This is a genomic window from Duganella sp. Leaf61, assembly GCF_001421905.1.
GTDB lineage: Bacteria > Pseudomonadota > Gammaproteobacteria > Burkholderiales > Burkholderiaceae_D > Rugamonas > Rugamonas zoogloeoides.
The window spans coordinates 534,790-553,042 of record NZ_LMLM01000001.1 but is presented as its reverse complement, the minus strand read 5'-3'; the positions used below and the strand labels follow the sequence as shown (position 1 = coordinate 553,042).

21 protein-coding genes are annotated in these 18,253 nt (G+C 62.9%); 14 read left to right on the top strand and 7 right to left on the bottom strand.

All coding sequences use genetic code 11. From position 1 onward, the window contains the following. Window positions 1–12 precede the first annotated feature (12 nt). The 3 genes from ASF04_RS02410 to ASF04_RS02400 are packed head-to-tail and all read right to left on the bottom strand — an operon-like array spanning window position 13 to window position 2,631. A complete protein-coding gene (locus ASF04_RS02410; RefSeq protein WP_056137804.1) occupies window positions 13–1,182 on the bottom strand; it encodes a VWA domain-containing protein in 1,170 nt (389 codons plus the stop codon). A 1-nt stretch (window position 1,183) separates the two neighbouring features. After that, entirely contained in the window at window positions 1,184–1,777 is a 594-nt protein-coding gene (locus ASF04_RS02405) for a GNAT family N-acetyltransferase (RefSeq protein ID WP_056137803.1), read from the bottom strand. Then, window positions 1,777–2,631 (bottom strand): MoxR family ATPase, encoded by an 855-nt coding sequence (locus ASF04_RS02400; RefSeq protein WP_056137801.1) that lies wholly within the window; start codon window positions 2,629–2,631, stop codon window positions 1,777–1,779. Before ASF04_RS02400 ends, ASF04_RS02405 begins: the two co-directional genes overlap by 1 nt. Before the next feature lie 241 nt (window positions 2,632–2,872). On the opposite strand from ASF04_RS02400, the gene ASF04_RS02395 reads away from it, so the two are divergent. The 3 genes from ASF04_RS02395 to mqo all read left to right on the top strand — a co-directional run bounded on the left by ASF04_RS02395 (window position 2,873) and on the right by mqo (window position 5,491). After that, window positions 2,873–3,211, top strand: a complete 339-nt coding sequence (locus tag ASF04_RS02395) for a cytochrome c (RefSeq protein ID WP_056137799.1) — start codon at window positions 2,873–2,875, stop codon at window positions 3,209–3,211. Then, window positions 3,208–3,558: a cytochrome c gene (locus tag ASF04_RS02390; RefSeq protein WP_056137796.1), complete on the top strand. Its 351-nt coding sequence runs from the start codon at window positions 3,208–3,210 to the stop codon at window positions 3,556–3,558. The genes ASF04_RS02395 and ASF04_RS02390 overlap by 4 nt, the downstream gene beginning before the upstream one ends. Before the next feature lie 313 nt (window positions 3,559–3,871). Further along, on the top strand, window positions 3,872–5,491 hold the full coding sequence (mqo, locus tag ASF04_RS02385; RefSeq protein WP_051120355.1) for a malate dehydrogenase (quinone): 1,620 nt from the start codon (window positions 3,872–3,874) through the stop codon (window positions 5,489–5,491). 89 nt (window positions 5,492–5,580) lie between these two features. Here mqo and ASF04_RS02380 read toward each other — a convergent pair whose 3' ends face one another. Together ASF04_RS02380 and ASF04_RS02375 are read right to left on the bottom strand one after the other, a co-directional pair. Continuing rightward, window positions 5,581–6,009 carry a DUF1841 family protein gene (locus ASF04_RS02380; RefSeq protein WP_056137794.1) on the bottom strand — a complete coding sequence of 143 codons (429 nt, stop codon included), beginning with the start codon at window positions 6,007–6,009 and terminating at the stop codon, window positions 5,581–5,583. A gap of 59 nt (window positions 6,010–6,068) precedes the next feature. After that, window positions 6,069–6,704 (bottom strand): RNA pyrophosphohydrolase, encoded by a 636-nt coding sequence (locus ASF04_RS02375; protein ID WP_056137792.1) that lies wholly within the window; start codon window positions 6,702–6,704, stop codon window positions 6,069–6,071. Window positions 6,705–6,906: 202 nt separating this feature from the next. On the opposite strand from ASF04_RS02375, the gene ASF04_RS02370 reads away from it, so the two are divergent. Together ASF04_RS02370 and ASF04_RS02365 are read left to right on the top strand one after the other, a co-directional pair. Beyond that, window positions 6,907–8,643, top strand: a complete 1,737-nt coding sequence (locus tag ASF04_RS02370) for a proline--tRNA ligase (RefSeq protein WP_056137790.1) — start codon at window positions 6,907–6,909, stop codon at window positions 8,641–8,643. A 140-nt stretch (window positions 8,644–8,783) separates the two neighbouring features. Next, window positions 8,784–9,344 carry a lytic transglycosylase domain-containing protein gene (locus tag ASF04_RS02365; RefSeq protein WP_056137788.1) on the top strand — a complete coding sequence of 187 codons (561 nt, stop codon included), beginning with the start codon at window positions 8,784–8,786 and terminating at the stop codon, window positions 9,342–9,344. A gap of 96 nt (window positions 9,345–9,440) precedes the next feature. Here the strand turns inward: ASF04_RS02365 and ASF04_RS02360 are convergent, their stop codons facing one another. Next, window positions 9,441–9,878: an SWIB/MDM2 domain-containing protein gene (locus tag ASF04_RS02360; RefSeq protein WP_019923150.1), complete on the bottom strand. Its 438-nt coding sequence runs from the start codon at window positions 9,876–9,878 to the stop codon at window positions 9,441–9,443. Between the two features lie 212 nt (window positions 9,879–10,090). Further along, entirely contained in the window at window positions 10,091–11,458 is a 1,368-nt protein-coding gene (gene ffh, locus ASF04_RS02355) for a signal recognition particle protein (protein ID WP_056137785.1), read from the bottom strand. Window positions 11,459–11,502: 44 nt separating this feature from the next. Between ffh and ASF04_RS27740 the strand changes: the two genes are divergently transcribed. The 9 genes from ASF04_RS27740 (at window position 11,503) to ASF04_RS02310 (ending at window position 18,251) form a co-directional block, all read left to right on the top strand. Further along, window positions 11,503–11,928: an HlyD family efflux transporter periplasmic adaptor subunit gene (locus ASF04_RS27740; RefSeq protein ID WP_056137783.1), complete on the top strand. Its 426-nt coding sequence runs from the start codon at window positions 11,503–11,505 to the stop codon at window positions 11,926–11,928. Continuing rightward, a complete protein-coding gene (locus ASF04_RS02345) occupies window positions 11,916–12,263 on the top strand; it encodes an ABC transporter permease (RefSeq protein ID WP_056137781.1) in 348 nt (115 codons plus the stop codon). The genes ASF04_RS27740 and ASF04_RS02345 overlap by 13 nt, the downstream gene beginning before the upstream one ends. 74 nt (window positions 12,264–12,337) lie before the next feature. Next, window positions 12,338–13,429 (top strand): YjgN family protein, encoded by a 1,092-nt coding sequence (locus tag ASF04_RS02340; RefSeq protein ID WP_056137779.1) that lies wholly within the window; start codon window positions 12,338–12,340, stop codon window positions 13,427–13,429. A gap of 5 nt (window positions 13,430–13,434) precedes the next feature. Then, complete coding sequence (locus ASF04_RS02335; RefSeq protein ID WP_056138399.1) at window positions 13,435–14,430, top strand: M48 family metallopeptidase; 996 nt, start codon at window positions 13,435–13,437, stop codon at window positions 14,428–14,430. 85 nt (window positions 14,431–14,515) lie between these two features. Next, window positions 14,516–15,484, top strand: coding sequence for an ABC transporter substrate-binding protein (locus tag ASF04_RS02330; RefSeq protein ID WP_056137777.1), 969 nt, complete (start codon window positions 14,516–14,518; stop codon window positions 15,482–15,484). Next, window positions 15,485–16,324 carry an ABC transporter permease gene (locus tag ASF04_RS02325; protein WP_056137775.1) on the top strand — a complete coding sequence of 280 codons (840 nt, stop codon included), beginning with the start codon at window positions 15,485–15,487 and terminating at the stop codon, window positions 16,322–16,324. Then, entirely contained in the window at window positions 16,321–17,115 is a 795-nt protein-coding gene (locus ASF04_RS02320) for an ABC transporter ATP-binding protein (protein WP_056137773.1), read from the top strand. Before ASF04_RS02325 ends, ASF04_RS02320 begins: the two co-directional genes overlap by 4 nt. A 39-nt stretch (window positions 17,116–17,154) precedes the next feature. Continuing rightward, window positions 17,155–17,958, top strand: a complete 804-nt coding sequence (locus ASF04_RS02315) for an inner membrane protein YpjD (protein WP_056137772.1) — start codon at window positions 17,155–17,157, stop codon at window positions 17,956–17,958. Continuing rightward, window positions 17,955–18,251: a PP0621 family protein gene (locus ASF04_RS02310; protein ID WP_026637520.1), complete on the top strand. Its 297-nt coding sequence runs from the start codon at window positions 17,955–17,957 to the stop codon at window positions 18,249–18,251. Before ASF04_RS02315 ends, ASF04_RS02310 begins: the two co-directional genes overlap by 4 nt. Window positions 18,252–18,253 lie beyond the last annotated feature (2 nt).

Here is an 18,253-nt window from a genome sequence, read left to right as displayed (position 1 = left end):
TTAATTTCCCCGCTACTTGCTCAACGCCCGCATCGCCCGCTCCAGCCCATCGATGGTAATCGGGTACATGCGGTTGCTCATCAACTGGCGGATGATGGCGATCGACTGCCGGTACTGCCATAACCCTTCCGGCTCGGGATTCAACCACGCGAACTTCGGAAACGCGTTGGTAAAGCGCGTGAGCCACTCGCTGCCGGCTTCCTTGTTGTTGTACTCGACCGAGCCGCCCGGGTGCAGCACCTCGTAGGGGCTCATGGTGGCGTCGCCGACGAAAATCAGCTTGGTGTCGGGCGGGTACTTGCGCAGGATGTCCCAGGTATCAAAGCGCTCGGACTGGCGGCGGCGGTTGTTCTTCCACACGAAGTCATATACACAGTTGTGGAAGTAATAGAACTCCATGTTCTTGAATTCGGTGCGCGACGCTGCGAACAGTTCCTCGGTGCGCTCGATATGATCGTCCATCGAACCGCCCACGTCGAACAGCATCAGCACCTTGATGTTGTTCTTGCGCTCGGGCTGCATTTTCAGATCGAGGAAGCCGGCATTGCTGGCCGTGGCGTGGATGGTGGCGTCGAGCGCCAGTTCCTCGTGTGCGCCTTCGCGGGCAAACTTGCGCAGCCGGCGCAGCGCCACCTTGATGTTGCGGGTGCCGATTTCGCGCTCGCCGTCGTAGTCCTTGAACGCGCGCTCTTCCCACACCTTGACCGCCGTGCGGTTGCCGCCCTTGCCGCCGATGCGGATGCCTTCCGGGTTGGTGCCGCCGTGGCCGAACGGCGACGTGCCGCCGGTGCCGATCCACTTGCTGCCGCCTTCGTGGCGCTCCTTCTGTTCTTTCAGCAGTTCGGCCAGCCGGTCCATCAGCTTGTCGTAGCCGAATTTTTCCAGCTGCGCCCTTTGCTCGTCGGTCAGCTCGCGCTTCATCCGCTGCAGCAGCCAGTCGAGCGGAATCGGGCTTTTCTCGTCAAAGCTGGCGGCGATGCCCTTGAAGTAGAGGCCGAAGGCGCGGTCGAACTTGTCGTAGTGGGCTTCGTCCTTCACCAGCGTCAGGCGCGCCAGGTAGTAAAAGTCGTCGAGCGAGGTGTCGATGACATTCTTTTGCAGCGCTTCGAGCAGCGTCAGAAACTCCTTGATCGACACCGGGATTCTGGCGTCCTTCAAAGTGAAGAAGAAATCGATCAGCATGTTAGCTCCGGCCGTGGCGCGCGAGCCGGTACAGCAGCTGGGCCTTGGTCTCGGGCCATTCGCCGGCGGCGATGCTGTACATGACGGTGTCGCGCACGGTGCCGTCGCGGCGCACGGCGTGGTGGCGCAGCACGCCGTCCTTCTTGGCGCCCAGGCGCTCGATGGCCGCCTGCGACGCGTGGTTGAAGTTATCGGTGCGCAGGCCGACCAGCGCCGCGCCCAGCGTCTCGAACGCGTGCGTCAGGAGCAGCAGCTTGCAGGTGGCATTGACATGCGTGCGCTGCCGGCTTTTGGCGTACCAGGTGTAGCCGATTTCGAGACGGCCGATGGCGGGCACGATGTCGTGGTAGCTGGTGGTGCCGATGACCGCACCGCTGGTTGCGTCCACCACGGCAAACGCCAGCCGGCTGCCGCGCATCTCGTACGCTTTGAAAATGTAGCCGTCAACGTCGTGCGGTTCGGGTACGGAGGTCACGCGCAGCGTCCACAGTTCGCCGTCGGTGGCTGCTGCGCGCAGGCCTTCGGCGTGGTGCGGCGCCAGTGGTTCGAGGCGCACGCCGTGCAGTTCCAGGGTGACGGGAGCGATTTCTTTCATCAGCGGTTGGTCCTAGCCATTTGCACCAGGCGCTGGAACAGGTGCACGTCCTGCTCGTTTTTGAGCAGGGCGCCATGCAGCGGCGGCACGCTGGCCTTGTGGTCGGTGCCGTGCAGTTCTTCGGGGGAGATGTCCTCGGCCATCAGGAGTTTGAGCCAGTCGAGGAATTCGGACGTCGATGGCTTTTTCTTCAGGCCCGGCACGTCGCGCACCGCGTAAAAGGTTTGCAGGGCCTGCGCCAGCAGCTCTTTTTTCAAATGCGGGTAGTGCACTTCGACGATGCGCGCCATGGTGTCGCGGTCGGGGAACTGGATGTAGTGGAAGAAGCAGCGGCGCAGGAAGGCGTCGGGCAGTTCCTTTTCGTTGTTGGACGTGATGATCACCAGCGGCCGGTGCACCGCGCGCACCATCTCGCGCGTTTCGTACACGTAGAACTCCATGCGGTCGAGTTCGCGCAGCAGGTCGTTGGGGAATTCGATGTCGGCCTTGTCGATCTCGTCGATCAGCAGCACCACCGGTTCCGGCGCCGTGAAGGCCTGCCACAGCACGCCCTTGACGATGTAGTTCTGGATGTCGCGCACGCGCTCGTCGCCGAGTTGCGAGTCGCGCAGGCGCGAGACGGCGTCGTATTCGTACAGGCCCTGCTGCGCCTTGGTGGTGGACTTGATGTGCCACTGCATCAGTGGCATGTCGAGCGCGGCGGCCACTTCTTCGGCCAGCATGGTTTTGCCGGTGCCGGGCTCACCTTTGATCAGCAGCGGACGCTGCAAGGTGAGGGCGGCGTTGACCGCCAGTTTCAGGTCGGCGGTGGCGACGTACTGGTCGGAACCTTCAAAGCGGGCAGTAGCTTGCATGCGTGGGTCTCGGGGTGTGGACGATGGGGCCAAGTATAGTGGAGAAAGGGACTGGCGCGCTTTACGCTGCACTGCAAAAGACGGCGCCGCCGGTGTTGTTTCCAGCGACGATACTGAGTAGCTTTGTCAAATTTGTTAGGTTAGAATCCCTGCACTGGTAGTGCAAAAGTCAAGTTTCGCTTTCGGCAGTAGGTTCTGAATACGCGCAGCAGCTGCGTCGATTACCCACCTAGCAAAGACCATGAAAAAAATCACAGCACTACTTGTCTTAGTCAGCTTCACCCAAGTGGGCACGGCGGCGGAAATCGTGGGCAATGCCCAGGCCGCCAAAGCGAAGATCGAAATGTGCATCGGTTGTCATGGCATCCCCGGCTACAAGGCCACCTTCCCGGAAGTTTACCAAGTGCCGATGATCGGCGGGCAGGGCGCCAAGTACATCGAGGCGGCGTTGCAAGCGTACAAAAAAGGTGACCGCAAGCATCCGAGCATGCGCGGCATTGCCGCCAGCCTGTCTGACCAGGACATTGCCGACGTCGCCGCATTCTATGCGCAGCAAACCAGGGCCGGGAGCGCAAAATGAATCATCTCAAAGCTTTAGTTGTGGCGCTCGTTTGCGGCACCATCTCCATGACGGCCCAGGCCGCCGGTAACGTGGCCAACGGCAAGGCGCTGGCCGACAAGTACAACTGCTTCACTTGCCACGGCAAGGACTACAACACGCCGCTCGATCCCAGCTACCCGAAACTGGCCGGCCAGCACCGCGACTACCTCGAACATGCACTGGTCGCCTACAAGCGCGGCGATGGCGCCTATGGCCGCAACAACGCCATCATGACGGGCCAGGTCAAGCCGCTGAGCAACAAGGACATCAAGGATCTGGCTGCTTACCTGCATAGTTTGCCAGGCACGATGGCCGTCCACCGCTGACCGATTGACGCTCCTGAGAGCCACGCCAACCGCTGGTTGTCGTGGCTTTTTTGCATCTTGCTGCGGTTAGTAACTACGTAGTTTCACACCTTTTGCGTAAGTGTTATCCCCATTTTCGCCCCGGGTGGACACTGCTAAAATCGATATCCTTGATTTTAATTATGGACACGCGCGCGTTCTTGTGCGTGCTTGCGCCGGCAGCCGTCACCCCCTCATCCGCCTCAGCGGCAGACAGCCACCTACGATACCTTTTCATCGTCCCTGGCGATGGCCGGCCGCACTGTCCATCACGATCACCACAACGGAGTTACGTATGCGTAAGTCAATTCTTATCCTGATGTCGTGCCTGATCCTGGCCGCATGCAGCAAGTCGCCGGCACCGACCGACGACAAACCGGTCGACGTCCTGTTGATCGGCGCCGGCACCATGAGCGCCACCCTGGGCACCATGCTCAAGGAACTCGACCCCACCCTGACCATGGCTTTCTACGAGCGCATGGACAAAGTGGCTGCCGAGAGCTCGGACGCGATGAACAACGCCGGCACCGGCCACTCGGCATTCGCCGAACTGAACTACACTCCGGAAGCGGCTGACGGCCACATCGAGACCAAGAAAGCAGTCGATATCAACGAACAGTTCGAAGTGTCGAAGCAGTTCTGGGCCTACCAGGTCAAGAACGGCTACCTCGGCGCCCCGAACACCTTCATCAACAATGTGCCGCACATGGCCTTTGTCTGGGGCGATGACAACATCAATTTCCTGCGCAAGCGCTATGCTGCACTGCAAAAGGAAAATCTGTTCAAGGGCATGTTGTACTCGGAAGACCCGGCCAAGATTGCCGAATGGGCGCCGCTGGTGATGACCGGCCGTGATCCGTCGCAAAAGATCGCCGCCACCCGTATGGACATCGGTACCGACGTCAACTATGGCACGCTGACCCGCGCGCTGGTCAAGCACCTGACCGACTCGCACGGCGCCACCGTCAACCTGCGTACGCAAGTGGAAGACATCAAGCGCGGCACCGACGGCAACTGGAACGTCACCGTCAAGAACCTCGATACCAACGCCGTGAAAACCGTGCGCGCCAAGTTCGTGTTCGTGGGCGCCGGCGGCGGTTCGCTGCCGCTGCTGGAAAAATCGGGCATCCCGGAAGCCAAGGGCTACGGCGGCGTACCGGTCGGCGGCCAATGGCTGGTGACCACCAATCCGGAACTGGTGGAAAAGCATGCTGCCAAGGTGTACGGCAAGGCGTCGGTTGGTTCGCCACCGATGTCGGTACCGCATCTGGACACCCGCATCATCGACGGCAAGAAAGCACTGCTGTTCGGACCGTTCGCAACGTTCTCGACCAAGTTCCTGAAAAACGGTTCGTGGGTGGACCTGCCAGCCTCGATCGGCACTGGCAACGTGCGTCCGATGCTGCAAGCCGGCTGGGATAACATTCCGCTGACCAAGTACTTGATCGAACAGGTCATGAATTCGCCGGAAGACCGCCTGGCCACGCTGCGCGAATACCTGCCGGAAGCGAAAATGGAAGACTGGACCCTGCAAAACGCCGGCCAGCGCGTGCAGATCGTCAAGGACCTGCCTGAAAAAGGCGGCGTACTGCAGTTCGGTACCGAAGTCGTCGGTTCGGCCGATGGCAGCATCGTGGCCCTGCTCGGTGCTTCGCCAGGTGCATCGACCGCACCACCGATCATGATCAAGGTCTTGCAAACCGCGTTCAAGGCCAAGCTGGCCACGCCGGAATGGGATGCCAAGATGAAGGCCATGGTGCCATCGTATGGTCAAAAGCTGAACAACGATCCGGTACTGGCTAACAAGATTCGCCAGTACAGCAGCTCGGTGCTGGGCCTGAAAGCGTTCACGCTCGATGAAACCGGCAACGCGCAGCCAGGTCCGGCCGTGGTGCCGGTGGCAGCCGCCAACTAAGCCAGGCGCTACAGTAAAAAGGCCACGCGATGCGTGGCCTTTTGCATTGGGGAAACGATTTATGCGATTAGCGGATGCCTGGCGGACGCTTATCGGATACGCCGGCGGATCGCCTCGACGTACGCCAGCCCGTCGGGCGGTGTGCCGTTGCGCTGGGCGGTCCAGATCATTTCGCCCAGGCATTCCATGATTTCGTGCTGCGCCGCGTGGGCGTCGTCGAGCTTGAGGGTGAGAGCGGTGGCGGCGTCGCGGATGCCGGGCGGCTGGTCGATCGAGATCTGCTCGTCGATCGACAGGTGCATCGACAAATGCAGGAACGGATTGGCCTGCGCGCCTTCGACCGAATAGTTGCGGCCCAGTGCGGACTCGACGTCGGCCAGCACGTCGTGGTGTTCGGGGTGGTGGCGCACCCAGTCGGCTGCCATCGCTTCGAGCGGGGTCAGGATTTGATTGGCGCGCTGCTTGCGAAAAACCTCGCAAAAGAAGCGGCGCACATCGTCGGAAGAGGGATTGAACATGATGGCGACATTGTACCCCGCCCGGCATCTGCATGCCGGGGAGGGGACCTTGCCAGACCTTAGCTGCCGGTCTTGATGATCGCAGGCGGTGCGCTGATGGCCGACGGTTCGGCAACCTGCGCGGCCACCTGGGCGCGGCGCTCCACTTCGGCGCCGGCACCTGCACCCGCGCGGGGCTGACGCAGGTAGCGCGAGCCGTGGCGGCGCTCGTGGCCGTTGGGCGGCCAGGTGAGGAACCGTGACAGTTCCTGCAGCGCGCGCTGGTACACATCGCGCTTGAACTCGATGACAACGTCGAGCGGCACCCAGTACTCGTGCCACCGCCAGGCGTCGAACTCGGGGTGGTCGGTCAGGCGCAGATTGACGTCGTTGTCGCGCGCACACATGCGCAACAGGAACCAGATCTGTTTCTGGCCACGGTAATGGCCGCGGATTTCCCGCTTGATAAAATGGTCGGGCACCTCGTAACGCAACCAGTCGCGGGTGCGACCGACGATTTTGACGTGCTCGGCCCGCAAACCGATTTCTTCCTCCAGCTCCCGATACATCGCCTGCTCAGGCGTTTCTCCGTACTTGATACCACCTTGTGGAAACTGCCATGAATGCTCGCGCACCCGCTTGCCCCACCACACCTCGTTCTGGGCGTTGAGCAGGATGATGCCGACGTTGGGCCGAAACCCTTCACGATCCAGCATATTGCACCTCAAACTTTCTGCGACTGAGCTCCCTGCTTATATTTTTGCCCACAAAAAGACGCTTCGGCGGGAATTCCGCGGTACGAAATCGGTCGAAGGGCCATGTATTGAACGCATTTGTATAAAGTATGGACGCATCAGCCAGCTAATCCTTTAAAATTAGGTTGATTATAACTCTCTCTTTTTAAAAAGAATTCACCGTATGCGCGCCTCACGTTTTTTTATTTCCACGCTTAAAGAAGCACCAGCCGATGCAGAGATCGTCTCCCACCAGTTAATGATGCGTGCAGGCATGATCAAGCGCCTCGGTTCGGGCATCTACACGTACATGCCGATCGGCCTGCGCGTGATCCGCAAGGTCGAAGCCATCGTGCGCGAAGAGATGAACCGTTCCGCCGCTGTCGAACTGCTGATGCCGCTGATTCAGCCGGCCGAGCTGTGGCAGGAGACGGGCCGCTGGGACAAGATGGGCGCCGAACTGCTGCGCATCAAGGACCGCCACGGCCGCGAATTCGCGTTCCAGCCCACGGCCGAGGAAGTGATCACCGACGTCGTGCGCTCGGAAATCAAATCCTACCGCCAGTTGCCGTTGAATTTTTACCACATCCAGACCAAGTTCCGCGACGAACGCCGTCCACGCTTCGGCCTGATGCGCGGCCGCGAGTTCACCATGAAGGATGCGTACTCGTTCGACCGCGACGTGGCCGGCATGCAGGCGTCGTACAAGATCATGTATGACGCCTATGTACGTATTTTCAACCGTTTCGGTTTGAAGTTCCGTGCGGTAGCGGCCGATAACGGCGCCATCGGCGGTACCGGCTCGCACGAATTCCACGTCATCGCCCACACCGGCGAAGACGCGCTGGTCTACTGCGCCACCTCCGACTACGCTGCCAACATGGAAGCGGCCGAAGCGCTGCCAGCCACCGCCGAGCGCGCAGCTGCCGCCCAGGCGCTGACCAAGGTCGCCACGCCAGACGCCACCAAGTGCGAACTGGTTGCCGCCCAACTGGGCCTGCCGCTGGCGCACACCGTGAAAACCCTGGCGCTGACCGTGGAAACGGAAAAAGACGGCAAAGCAGCTAAACAGTATTTCATGTTGTTGCTGCGCGGCGACCATGAGCTCAACGAGATCAAGGTCACCAAGGTGGCCGGCCTTGCCGGTCACCGCTTCTCGACCGAAGAAGAAATCGCCGAAGTCTATGGCTGCGTACCCGGCTACCTGGGCCCGATCGGCACCAAGGCGCCAGTCACCGTGGTGGCCGACCGCACCGTTGCCAACATGGCCGATTTTATTTGCGGCGCCAACGACGCCGGCTACCACTACACGGGCGCCAACTGGGGCCGCGATGTGGCCGAACCTGCGATCGTGGCCGACCTGCGCAACGTGGTCGAAGGCGATGCCTCGCCGGACGGCCAGGGCGTGCTGACCATCGAGCGCGGCATCGAAGTCGGTCACGTGTTCCAACTGGGTACCGCGTACTCGGCCGCCATGAAGGCCACGTTCCTCGACGAAAACGGCAAGCCGGCGCCACTGCAGATGGGTTGCTACGGCATCGGCATCACCCGCATCCTGGGTGCGGCGATCGAACAGAACTTCGACGACAAAGGCATCATCTGGCCGACGTCGCTGGCGCCGTTCGAACTGGTGCTGTGCCCGATGGGCATGGACCGCAGCGAGGCGGTCAAGCAAGCGACCGAGCAGCTGTATGCCGATGCGGTCGCTGCCGGCATCGACGTCATTGTCGATGACCGTGGTCTGCGTCCGGGCCAGATGTTTGCCGACTGGGAACTGATCGGCGTGCCGCACCGCGTGGTGATCGGTGACCGTGGTTTGAAAGAGGGTAACCTCGAGTATCAAGGCCGCCGCGATGCCGAGGCAACTGCCGTGCCGGTAGCGGACATCCTGAGTTTCGTTCAAGGCAAACTCGGCCAGTGATCATGAGTCGTCGTTCCGCTTCGGCGGACCGCCGTGCAGGCGGGAATCCAGTTGCTGCGTCGGTGCAGGCAGGAATTGGATTCCGGCCTGCGCCGGAACGACGGCGCCGCGGCTGGTGGTGCACGGCGGTGCTGGCGGCGATGCTGGCATTGTCCGACACCTCCACCGCCGGCAACCAGAAGGAGGAGGCACTCGCCGACTCCGTGCGCGTGGCGCTGGCCAACGCCATCAAGGACCCCACGCCGCCGCGACCCACCTTCCGTAACGACGCCGACCGCCAGCGCTACGAAATGTGGCTGGCCACCATGTCGGCGCGCCTGCAGCGCAAGCTGCCCGACGACCAGACCCGCAACGAATTCCTCGCCACCGCCTGGTACGAATCGCGCCGCGCCGGGCTCGATCCGGGGCTGGTGCTGGGGCTGATCCAGGTGGAGTCGGCCTACCGCAAGTACGCGGTATCGATTGCCGGCGCGCGCGGCTACATGCAGGTGATGCCGTTCTGGACCAATGTGATCGGCGACCGCAACCGCAGCGCCCTGTTCCACATGCAAACCAACCTGCGCTACGGCTGCGCGATCCTGCGCATGTACATCGACATGGAAGGTGGCAACCTTTACCTGGCGCTGGGCCGCTACAACGGCAGCCGGGGCAAGCCCGACTATCCGAACGCGGTACTCAAGGCCTGGAACAACTGGAAATAGCAAACTATCCCCGTTTGCGACCTTCAAAAAGAAATGCCCCCAGCGCGTGAGCGGTGGGGGCATCCCGGCGCGGCTGCGGGGCCGCAGCGCTGAGGATTATTTCAGGTGGTCGGAAATGAGCTTGGTCATTTCAAACATCGAAACTTGGGCTTTGCCACCGAACACAGCTTTGAGCTTGTCGTCGGCATTGATCATGCGGCGGTTGGCCGGATCTTGCAGGTCCAGCTTTTTGATGTAATCCCAGACTTTTTTGGTCACTTCGGTACGCGGCAGCGGTGCTTCGCCTACCACGGCTGCCAGCGATGCCGACGGGGTCAGCGCCTTCATGAAGGCGGCGTTCGGTTTGCGCGGTGCGGCAGGGGCGGCGGCTTTTTTCGCTGCTGGCTTGTCGGCTGATTTAGCTGCTGGCTTGTCTGCTTTTGCGGCGGCTGCTTTTGGTGCGGCTGCTTTTTTGGCAGGGGCCGGTTTGTCGGCTGCGGCTGCGGCCGGGGCCTTCTTAGCGGGTGCTGCTGGGGTTTTTTTGGCTGTTGCCATATTCGAGCCTCCTTAACGAACACATGGAAAATTGCGCAATTGATCGCACCGGCTAATATTGGTGGGGATTTAGGCCTTATGCAAGTGTTTTTCGCGTTTTGGCTTGGAAACACCACGTAATTGTGTGGCTATGCGCGCCAGTGCACCCCGGAGGGGCGTGCACTGGGGTTTTTCCCTGTATTGGCGCGGTTTTCAGCGGATTTGCCGCACGCTTAGCGCATGCCCGGCATCATGCCTTTCATCGAGCGCATCATCTTCGCCATGCCGCCCCCGGACAGCTTTTTCATCATGGTTTGCATCTGCTCGAACTGGTTGAGCATGCGGTTGACTTCCTGCACCTGCACGCCGGCGCCGGCCGCGATGCGGCGCTTGCGGGTGGCCTTGATCAGTTCCGGCTTGGCGCGTTCCTGCGGCGTCATCGAATCGATGATGCCGACCATGCGCCGCACCTGCTTGTCGGCTTGCCCCATGTTGGCGTTGCCGGCGGCCTGCTGGAACTGTGCCGGCAGTTTATCGACCAGGCTGGCCATGCCGCCCATCTTTTTCATCTGGCCCAGCTGCGCCTTGAAGTCGTTCATGTCGAACTTGGCGCCGCTCTTCATCTTGTTGGCCAGGTCGGCAGCAGCCTTGCTGTCCACGCCTTTGCGCGCTTCTTCCACCAGCGCCATGATGTCGCCCATGCCCAGCACGCGGCTGGCCATGCGGGCCGGGTCGAACGCTTCGAGGCCGTCGAGCTTTTCCGACACGCCGGCAAACTTGATCGGCTTGCCGGTGATATGGCGGACCGACAGCGCCGCACCACCGCGCGAATCGCCATCGAGCTTGGTCAGCACGATACCGGTCAGCGGCAGGGCGTCGTTGAAGGCCTTGGCGGTGTTGATCGCATCCTGGCCCAGCATGGCGTCGACCACGAACAGGGTTTCGATCGGCTTGACCGCGCTGTGCACGGCGGCGATCTCTTTCATCATTTCTTCATCGATACCGAGACGGCCGGCGGTGTCGATGATCAGCACGTCGTGGTAGTGCTTCCTGGCCCAGTCCAGCGCGGCCAGCGCGATATCGACCGGCTTGTCCTGCGCGGTGGACGGGAAAAAGTCGGCGCCCACTTGCGCGGTGACCGATTGCAGCTGGGCGATCGCGGCGGGACGATACACGTCGGCCGACACGGTCAGCACTTTCTTTTTCTTCTCTTCCTTCAGGTACTTAGCCAGTTTGCCGACGGTGGTGGTCTTACCCACACCTTGCAGACCGGCCATCAGGATGATGGCGGGCGGCTGCTGGGCAAAGCTCAGCTGGGTCGCTTCGGGGCCTAGGTCGGCGCCCATCAGGCTGGCCAGCTCGCGCTGCACCACGCCGACCAGCGCCTGGCCTGGCGACAGCGAGGAAATGACTTCCTCGCCCATGGCTTTTTCCTTGACGCGGGCAATGAACTCGCGCACCGCTGGCAGCGCAACGTCGGCCTCCAGCAGCGCCATGCGCACTTCGCGCAGCATCTCGGCGGTGTTGGCCTCGGTCAGACGCGCCTCGCCGCGCATGGTTTTAACCACCTTGGCAAGGCGTTGGGTAAGATTATCTAGCATGATGAACCTGTGGAAGCGGTGATAGGGCAGGGTCCGGACGGACAATGGCCGTCATTTTACCTCAGGATGCGCGGCGAACAACCGTCAGCCAACCATGCAAGGATTGCATCAAAGCACTGCGCATTGCCGACCTGTCGGCGATGACGGTGGGGACCGAGGTGTCAGAGGCCGATGTGCGCCGCGTGCAACCCGACATGCCGGTGTACTTCACCACCCTGGGCGGCGACGCCCGCCGCTGGCGCGGCAAGGTGCGGCAGGTGCTGCCCGCGCCGGCGGTGGCCGGGGGCGTGGCTGCCGGCACCGTGCTGGTGCCGTCCACCAGCACGGTGATCCTGTATACAGTGCTGTTCGAAGTCGATAACGCCGAGGGCGAACTGATGCCGCAGATGACCGCGCAAGTGGTGTTGTGGATCAACCGCTTCCGCACCGGAATGACCTTGCTCGCATCGTCATCGGCGTGGCGTCGGTGATCGTGATGCTGGCCATCGGCCTCGGCACGCGCCAGCAGGTGATGGCGCAACTGGGCGCCTTCGGCTCCAACCTCCTGTATATGGCGTCGCGTGGCGAGAGTTCGCGCATTCCCGGGCGCAGCATCAGCCTGGGCGACCTCGAAGCGCTGGCCGACGTGCCGGGCATTTCGCACGTGCTGCCCAATGTCACCGGCAACCAGGTGATCCCCCACGGTAACCTCGACGTGCAAACCTATGTGCGCGACATCTTGCGCCGTGATGACTGGCCTGGTGATGGCCATATGCCGACCCGCAAGGCGTCCGGGCTCGCCCCGGTCGTGGCGCTGGCAGGCTGAGCTCCAAATTTCCCATTGACAAGATATTGGCAATGGCGCATCGTTCTATTTTTGATAATAAGGTGAGTGACAACATGGTTGACTTCAATAAACCGGCGGATCTGTTTGCGCCTGCACCGGCAGCAGCAACGCCGCCGCAGTACCTGAAGTTCCACGCCAGCGGCAGCGAATATTTCCGCATCTGGATCGTCAACCTGTTGCTCAGCATTGTCACCCTCGGCATCTATTCGGCCTGGGCCAAGGTACGCCGCAACCAGTATTTCTACTCCAGCACCGAGCTGGCCGGCAGCAGCTTCGAGTACCACGGCAATCCGATCGCGATTCTCAAGGGCCGCATCGTGGCCGCCGTGGTGGTGGGGGCTTACGCCTTTGCCGGCAAAGTTTCGCCGCTGCTGGCGGTCGTGATGTTCGTGGTAATGGCCGCCGTGATACCGTGGTTCATCTGGCGCAGCCTGCAGTTCCAGCTGCATAACTCGGCCTGGCGCGGCATCCGTTTCCGCTTCGACGGCCAACTGCGCGACGCCTACATCAACTGCCTGCTGCGCCCCTTGCTCAATATCGTCACGTTCGGCCTGGCCACGCCCTATATCTACCAGCGCCTGAAGGCCTGGCAGTTCAACGAAAGCCGCTTCGGCCAGGCGCGGTTTGCCACGCGTGCCAGCGTGGGCAGTTTTTACAAGTTGTTCGGCGCGTTCCTGCTGTTGGGCATCGTGGGTATGGTCGTGTTCGGCATTCTGTTTGCGTTCCAGGCCGCGAGCCACTTCGCCGGCCGCACCCCGGCCGAGATGGCCGCCGAGGGCATCAGCCCAAGCATGTTTATCGGCGTCGCGCTGTCTTACATCCTGATCCTCTCGATGGCGCCGCTGCTGATCGCGCTGGTACAGAACCTGGTGTGGAACAACGCCAGCCTGGACCGGCATGAGTTCCGCTCCGAGATACGCACCGGCCGCATGCTGTTCATCATCGTCACCAATATCCTGGGCGTGATTTGCACGCTCGGCCTGTTCCTGCCGTTCGCCCAGGTGCGCATGATGCGCTACCGGATCGAATCGCTGATGATGATACCCGAGGGGAGCCTCGACGAATTCGTCGCCACTGCCAGCGCCGATGTCAATGCCGCCGGCGAGGGCGTGTCCGACTTCATGGACTTCGACTTCTCGCTGTGACCGGCATGGACACCCCGGCGGTCACCGGCCGCTATTTCGACGGCAAGACCTCGCGCCTGCACCGCGTGACCCTGACCGTGACCGACGGCATGGCGCACCTGGCCGGCGACGTCGAACGCAGCGCGCCGCTGGCCAGCCTGCGCGTGTCCGAACGGGCGCGCCATGCAGCGCGCAAGGTCAGTTTCGACGATGGCGCGTGGCTCGAGGTGGACGACCGCGCCGCTTTTGCGCAGCTGCTGGCCACCACCGGCCACCGCGACACCGGCGTGGTGCGCGCGCAGCAGAGCTGGCGCGGCGTGCTGGTGGCGCTGGGCGTCACGGTGGGCGTGGTGGTGGCGTCGTATGTGTACGTGCTGCCCGCTGCCGCGGTCTGGGTGGCAAACGCCTTGCCGGTCAAGGTGGAGCGCCAGATGGGGCAGGGCGTGCTGGAGATTCTCGACAAGCGCGCGCTGGGACCGAGCAAGCTGCCGGCCGCGCGCCAGGAGCAGTTGCGCCGGCAGTTTGCAGCGCTGGTCGCGCCCGAGCCGGACGCGCCGACCTGGAAGCTGGTGTTTCGCAGCAGCCGCATTGGCCCCAACGCGCTGGCCCTGCCATCGGGCGACATCGTCATGACCGACGAGCTGGTGAACGTGCTCAAGGACGACCAGGCCGTGATGGGCGTGCTGGCGCACGAACTGGGCCACCTGCACCGGCGCCACCTGACGCGCCGGCTGGTGCAAAGTTCGGCCGTGGCGGCGGCCACCTGGGTGATTTTCGGCGACATCTCGGCCATGCTGACGGCGCTGCCCACGGTGGCGCTGGACATGAAATACTCGCGCGACGCCGAGTCCGAGGCCGACGATTACGCGGTGGCCATGCTGCGCCGTAACGGCATCGACCCCGAGCACATGGCACAGGCGTTCGTCAAACTGGGCGAGGCTAGCGGCGACAGGATGTCTACCTACCTGTCGAGCCACCCGGCCACCGGCGAGCGCATCGCGCGCATCCGCGCCGCCCGCTGAACGGTCCCATGCGTTGATCCGCCACAAAGCCTGAATAATTGCCTCACGGTATATCTTACCGCTGGACAATTATCAGGAGAATCGGATGAACCTCAAAGCACTGGGCTGCCTGCTGGCCCTGGTATCCGTCTGTCACAGCGCGGGCGCGCAGCAGGTGGTCCGGCTCGGCAATCTCAAGCTCGCCCACTTCGGCGCCGTCTCGTATATCAAGGAAATCGCGCCGCAGTGCGGCTTCAAGGTCGAAGAACACATATTCGCCAAGGGCCTGGACGTGATGCAGGCCATCATCGCCGGCGAACTCGACGTGGGCACCACCGCGTCGGAGGCGGCCATTCTCGGCCGTGCCGGCGGCGCGCCGATTTTTGTCGTGGCCGGCTTTGCCCGGGGCGGGGCGCGGCTGGTGGGCCGCAGCGACCTGCAGATCAAGAGCGTGCGCGATCTCAAGGGCAAGCGCGTGGGTGTTACGCGCGGCGCCATCCAGGACGTGCTGCTGCTGGCCGAATTGCACAAGCACGGCATGACCGCGTCCGACCAGCCGGGCAAGGACGTGCGGCTGGTGTTCCTTGCCTATGCCGACCTCAACCATGCACTGCTGGGCCGCAATATCGACGCCATGATGCAGTCCGAGCCGCAGTCGTCGCAGGCGCTGAGCCAGGGCTTTGGCAGCGAAATCCTGAAACCCTACGACACCCCGATCGGCGAACCGGTACGCACCATGGTGATGACCGAAAAGTTTTATACGCAACAGCGCCCGCTCGCTGAGAAATTCATGCGCTGCTTCGTGCAGGCCACCAAGACCTTCATCGAGCAGCCGGCCACCGCCGAAAAATACGTGCGCGAAGTCCTGTTCAAGGGCCAGTTGAGCAGTGCCGATTTTGTCGATGCCATCGGCAATTCGCCGTTCAGCTATGACATCACGCCCGAACACATCCAGGTCACTGCCGACACCATGCTCAAGACCGGCGTGGGCCGCTTGCGCAACTTGCCGACCGCCCACGACTGGGTGCGCACCGACCTGCTGGTGGCGGCCAAGAAAACCCTGGGTGTGAAATAGATGGCCGCCGCGTCCTTCTCCTGGCAGCGCGCGGGCGCCGGCCTGGTCGGCGCCATTGTGCCGGCGCTGGTGATCGTGCTGTGGCAGGCCGCCACCGCGCTGGGCTGGGTCAATCCGCAGGTGCTGCCATCGCCGCTGGCGGTGGTGGGCAAATGGATCGAGTACCTGCTGCCGCTGCAACCGTACCATGCCGCCGACAGCAGCTGGCTGGCCTGGGCCTGCTCGGGCGAGTTGATCGTCGACTCGCTCGGCAGCCTGTACCGCGTGGCGGTGGGGTTTGCCATTGGCGCCGGCCTGGCGCTGCCGCTGGGCCTGGCCATGGGCGCCGATGCCCGCGCCTACCGCTGGTTCAACCCGATGGTGCAGCTGCTGCGGCCGATTCCCCCGATCGCCTACATTCCGCTGTCGATCCTGTGGTTCGGGCTCGGTAATCCGCCGGCCGTGTTCCTGATCGCGCTGGGGGCATTCTTCCCGGTGCTGATGAACACCATCGCCGGCGTGCGCCAGGTCGATGGCATCTACCTGCGCGCCGCGCGCAACCTGGGCGCCACCGGCGCCACCCTGTTCGTGCGGGTGATCCTGCCTGCCGCCGTGCCATATATATTGTCCGGCGTGCGGATCGGCATCGGCACTGCCTTCATCGTGGTGATCGTCTCCGAGATGATCGCCGTAAACAACGGCCTCGGTTTCCGCATCCTCGAGGCGCGCGAGTACTTCTGGTCGGACAAGATCATCGCCGGCATGGTCACCATCGGCCTGCTGGGCCTGGCGATCGACGTGGCGATGAACCGGTTGAACAACCATCTGCTGCGCTGGCACCGCGGCCTGGAGCAGCAATGAACCCGCATATTCTGATCGACGGCGTCGGCAAGGTGTTTCATACGGCCGGGCGCGACATGGTGGCGTTGCAGGGCATCGATCTCGCCATTCCGCAAGGGCAGTTCGTCTGTCTGCTGGGGCCTTCGGGCTGCGGCAAATCGACGTTGCTCAACGCGGTGGCCGGCTTTGCGCCGCCCACCGCCGGCACCATTACCGCCGGCGGCCGGCTGGTGACCGGCCCCGGCCCCGAGCGCGGCATGGTATTCCAGGAGTACGCGCTGTTCCCGTGGATGACGGTGGCCGACAATATCGGCTTCGGCCTGCGCATCCAGGGCAAAGGCGAAGCGGCGACCGGCGCCCGGGTCGAGCAACTGCTGGCGATGCTGTCGCTGGCCGATTTTCGCCACCGCTACCCGAAAGACCTGTCGGGCGGCATGCGCCAGCGCGTGGCGATCGCCCGCGTGCTGGCGCTCGATTCGCCGATCATGCTGATGGACGAGCCGTTCGGCGCGCTCGACGCGCTCACCCGCCGCAATTTGCAGGACGAGCTGCTACGGCTGTGGGCGGCGCTGAACAAGACCATCATCTTTGTCACCCACAGCATCGAGGAGGCGATCTACCTGGCCGACCGCATCGTGGTGATGACGTACCGCCCCGGCACCATCAAGCGCGACCTGCTGGTGGACCTGCCGCGCCTGCGCGATCCGGCCGATGCATCGTTCAACGCCCTCAAGCGCGAACTGGGACAACTGGTGATGGAGGAGCAACAACGCCACCACCACGACGAACTGCGCATGGCGGCGGTCGATTGAGGGGCTGCCGCCGATTGAGCGATAGTGTAAACTGGGTGCATGCAGACCTATTTGTTCATCGCAGCCATCGTGCTGTATCTACTTTGCGCCGCGTTGCCGTCGCGCCGCGGCACGCTGGTGTCGGCGGTGACCGTCGTGGCCTGGCTGGTGCATGGCGCCGGGCTGTGGACCGACGTCGCTGCCGACGGCTCGCTGCGGCTCGGTTTTGCAGCCATGCTGTCGTCGGCGCTGTGGGTGTCGGTGGCTGCGTACTGGTTTGAGAACCGCAACTTCGGCCTCGACGGTCTGCGCCGCCTGGTCATGCCGGCCGCTGCGTTCACCGTCGCGCTGCAGGCGATCTATCCCGGCGCCCTGATCGCGCTGGGCGACAAGACCCCGCTGTTCGGCTGGCACATCGCGGTCGCCACGCTGGCCTATAGCACCCTTACCATTGCCGCTTTCCACGCCGTGCTGATGGCCTTGCAGGAAGCGCGTCTGCACGCGGCTACCGACCGCAAGAGTTTTTTGTCGGGCGCGCTCGACCAGTTGCCGGCGCTGCTCACCATGGAAAAGCTGCTGTTCCGCATGATCGGCATCGGGTTTACCTTGCTCACGCTGACCGTGTTGTCCGGCATCGTGTTTTCCGAACAACTGTTCGGGCAGGCGCTCAAGTGGGACCATAAATCGGCGTTTACCATGTTGTCGTGGCTGCTGTTCGCGGCGCTGCTGGCCGGGCGCCGCTTGCGCGGCTGGCGCGGCAAGACGGCGCTGAGTTTTACCCTGGCGGGGTTCGCCACCTTGCTGCTGGCGTATGTCGGCAGCCGTTTCGTGTTTGAAGTGGTACTGCATAAAGGATGGGCATGAGCCGCATTTTGTTTTGGGTGGGTTTGATTTGCCTGATCGTCTTCGCGATCCGCAGCAAGATTCGCAGCGCGCAAAAGCGCGCCGAACAACAAATGCGCGACGCGCAGCAACGGCAGCAGGCGCCGGGCGGTCCGGCCGGCTACGCGCCGCGCGGCGCGCAAAAGCCCGCCATCGAGGCTGAAACCATGCTCGAATGCGCGCACTGCGGCGTATTCTTCCCGGCCGGCGAGGCGGTGCGCTTCGACGGCGCCATTTATTGCAGCAAGGCGCACGCCGCCCTGCCACCGAACTGACG

Excerpts from the sequence above, each read along its gene's own strand:
- ASF04_RS02400 (WP_056137801.1), bottom strand. The coding sequence starts at position 2,631 with ATGCAAGCTACTGCCCGCTTTGAAGGTTCCGACCAGTACGTCGCCACC.
- ASF04_RS02390 (WP_056137796.1), top strand. The coding sequence starts at position 3,208 with ATGAATCATCTCAAAGCTTTAGTTGTGGCGCTCGTTTGCGGCACCATC.
- ASF04_RS02320 (WP_056137773.1), top strand. The coding sequence starts at position 16,321 with ATGAACCCGCATATTCTGATCGACGGCGTCGGCAAGGTGTTTCATACG.
- ASF04_RS02310 (WP_026637520.1), top strand. The coding sequence starts at position 17,955 with ATGAGCCGCATTTTGTTTTGGGTGGGTTTGATTTGCCTGATCGTCTTC.
- ASF04_RS02405 (WP_056137803.1), bottom strand. The coding sequence starts at position 1,777 with ATGAAAGAAATCGCTCCCGTCACCCTGGAACTGCACGGCGTGCGCCTC.
- ASF04_RS02335 (WP_056138399.1), top strand. The coding sequence starts at position 13,435 with ATGGACACCCCGGCGGTCACCGGCCGCTATTTCGACGGCAAGACCTCG.
- ASF04_RS02360 (WP_019923150.1), bottom strand. The coding sequence starts at position 9,878 with ATGGCAACAGCCAAAAAAACCCCAGCAGCACCCGCTAAGAAGGCCCCG.
- ASF04_RS02395 (WP_056137799.1), top strand. The coding sequence starts at position 2,873 with ATGAAAAAAATCACAGCACTACTTGTCTTAGTCAGCTTCACCCAAGTG.
- ASF04_RS02410 (WP_056137804.1), bottom strand. The coding sequence starts at position 1,182 with ATGCTGATCGATTTCTTCTTCACTTTGAAGGACGCCAGAATCCCGGTG.
- ffh (WP_056137785.1), bottom strand. The coding sequence starts at position 11,458 with ATGCTAGATAATCTTACCCAACGCCTTGCCAAGGTGGTTAAAACCATG.
- ASF04_RS02370 (WP_056137790.1), top strand. The coding sequence starts at position 6,907 with ATGCGCGCCTCACGTTTTTTTATTTCCACGCTTAAAGAAGCACCAGCC.
- ASF04_RS02330 (WP_056137777.1), top strand. The coding sequence starts at position 14,516 with ATGAACCTCAAAGCACTGGGCTGCCTGCTGGCCCTGGTATCCGTCTGT.
- ASF04_RS27740 (WP_056137783.1), top strand. The coding sequence starts at position 11,503 with ATGGCCGTCATTTTACCTCAGGATGCGCGGCGAACAACCGTCAGCCAA.
- ASF04_RS02375 (WP_056137792.1), bottom strand. The coding sequence starts at position 6,704 with ATGCTGGATCGTGAAGGGTTTCGGCCCAACGTCGGCATCATCCTGCTC.
- ASF04_RS02380 (WP_056137794.1), bottom strand. The coding sequence starts at position 6,009 with ATGTTCAATCCCTCTTCCGACGATGTGCGCCGCTTCTTTTGCGAGGTT.
- ASF04_RS02315 (WP_056137772.1), top strand. The coding sequence starts at position 17,155 with ATGCAGACCTATTTGTTCATCGCAGCCATCGTGCTGTATCTACTTTGC.
- ASF04_RS02365 (WP_056137788.1), top strand. The coding sequence starts at position 8,784 with ATGCTGGCATTGTCCGACACCTCCACCGCCGGCAACCAGAAGGAGGAG.
- ASF04_RS02340 (WP_056137779.1), top strand. The coding sequence starts at position 12,338 with ATGGTTGACTTCAATAAACCGGCGGATCTGTTTGCGCCTGCACCGGCA.
- ASF04_RS02325 (WP_056137775.1), top strand. The coding sequence starts at position 15,485 with ATGGCCGCCGCGTCCTTCTCCTGGCAGCGCGCGGGCGCCGGCCTGGTC.
- mqo (WP_051120355.1), top strand. The coding sequence starts at position 3,872 with ATGCGTAAGTCAATTCTTATCCTGATGTCGTGCCTGATCCTGGCCGCA.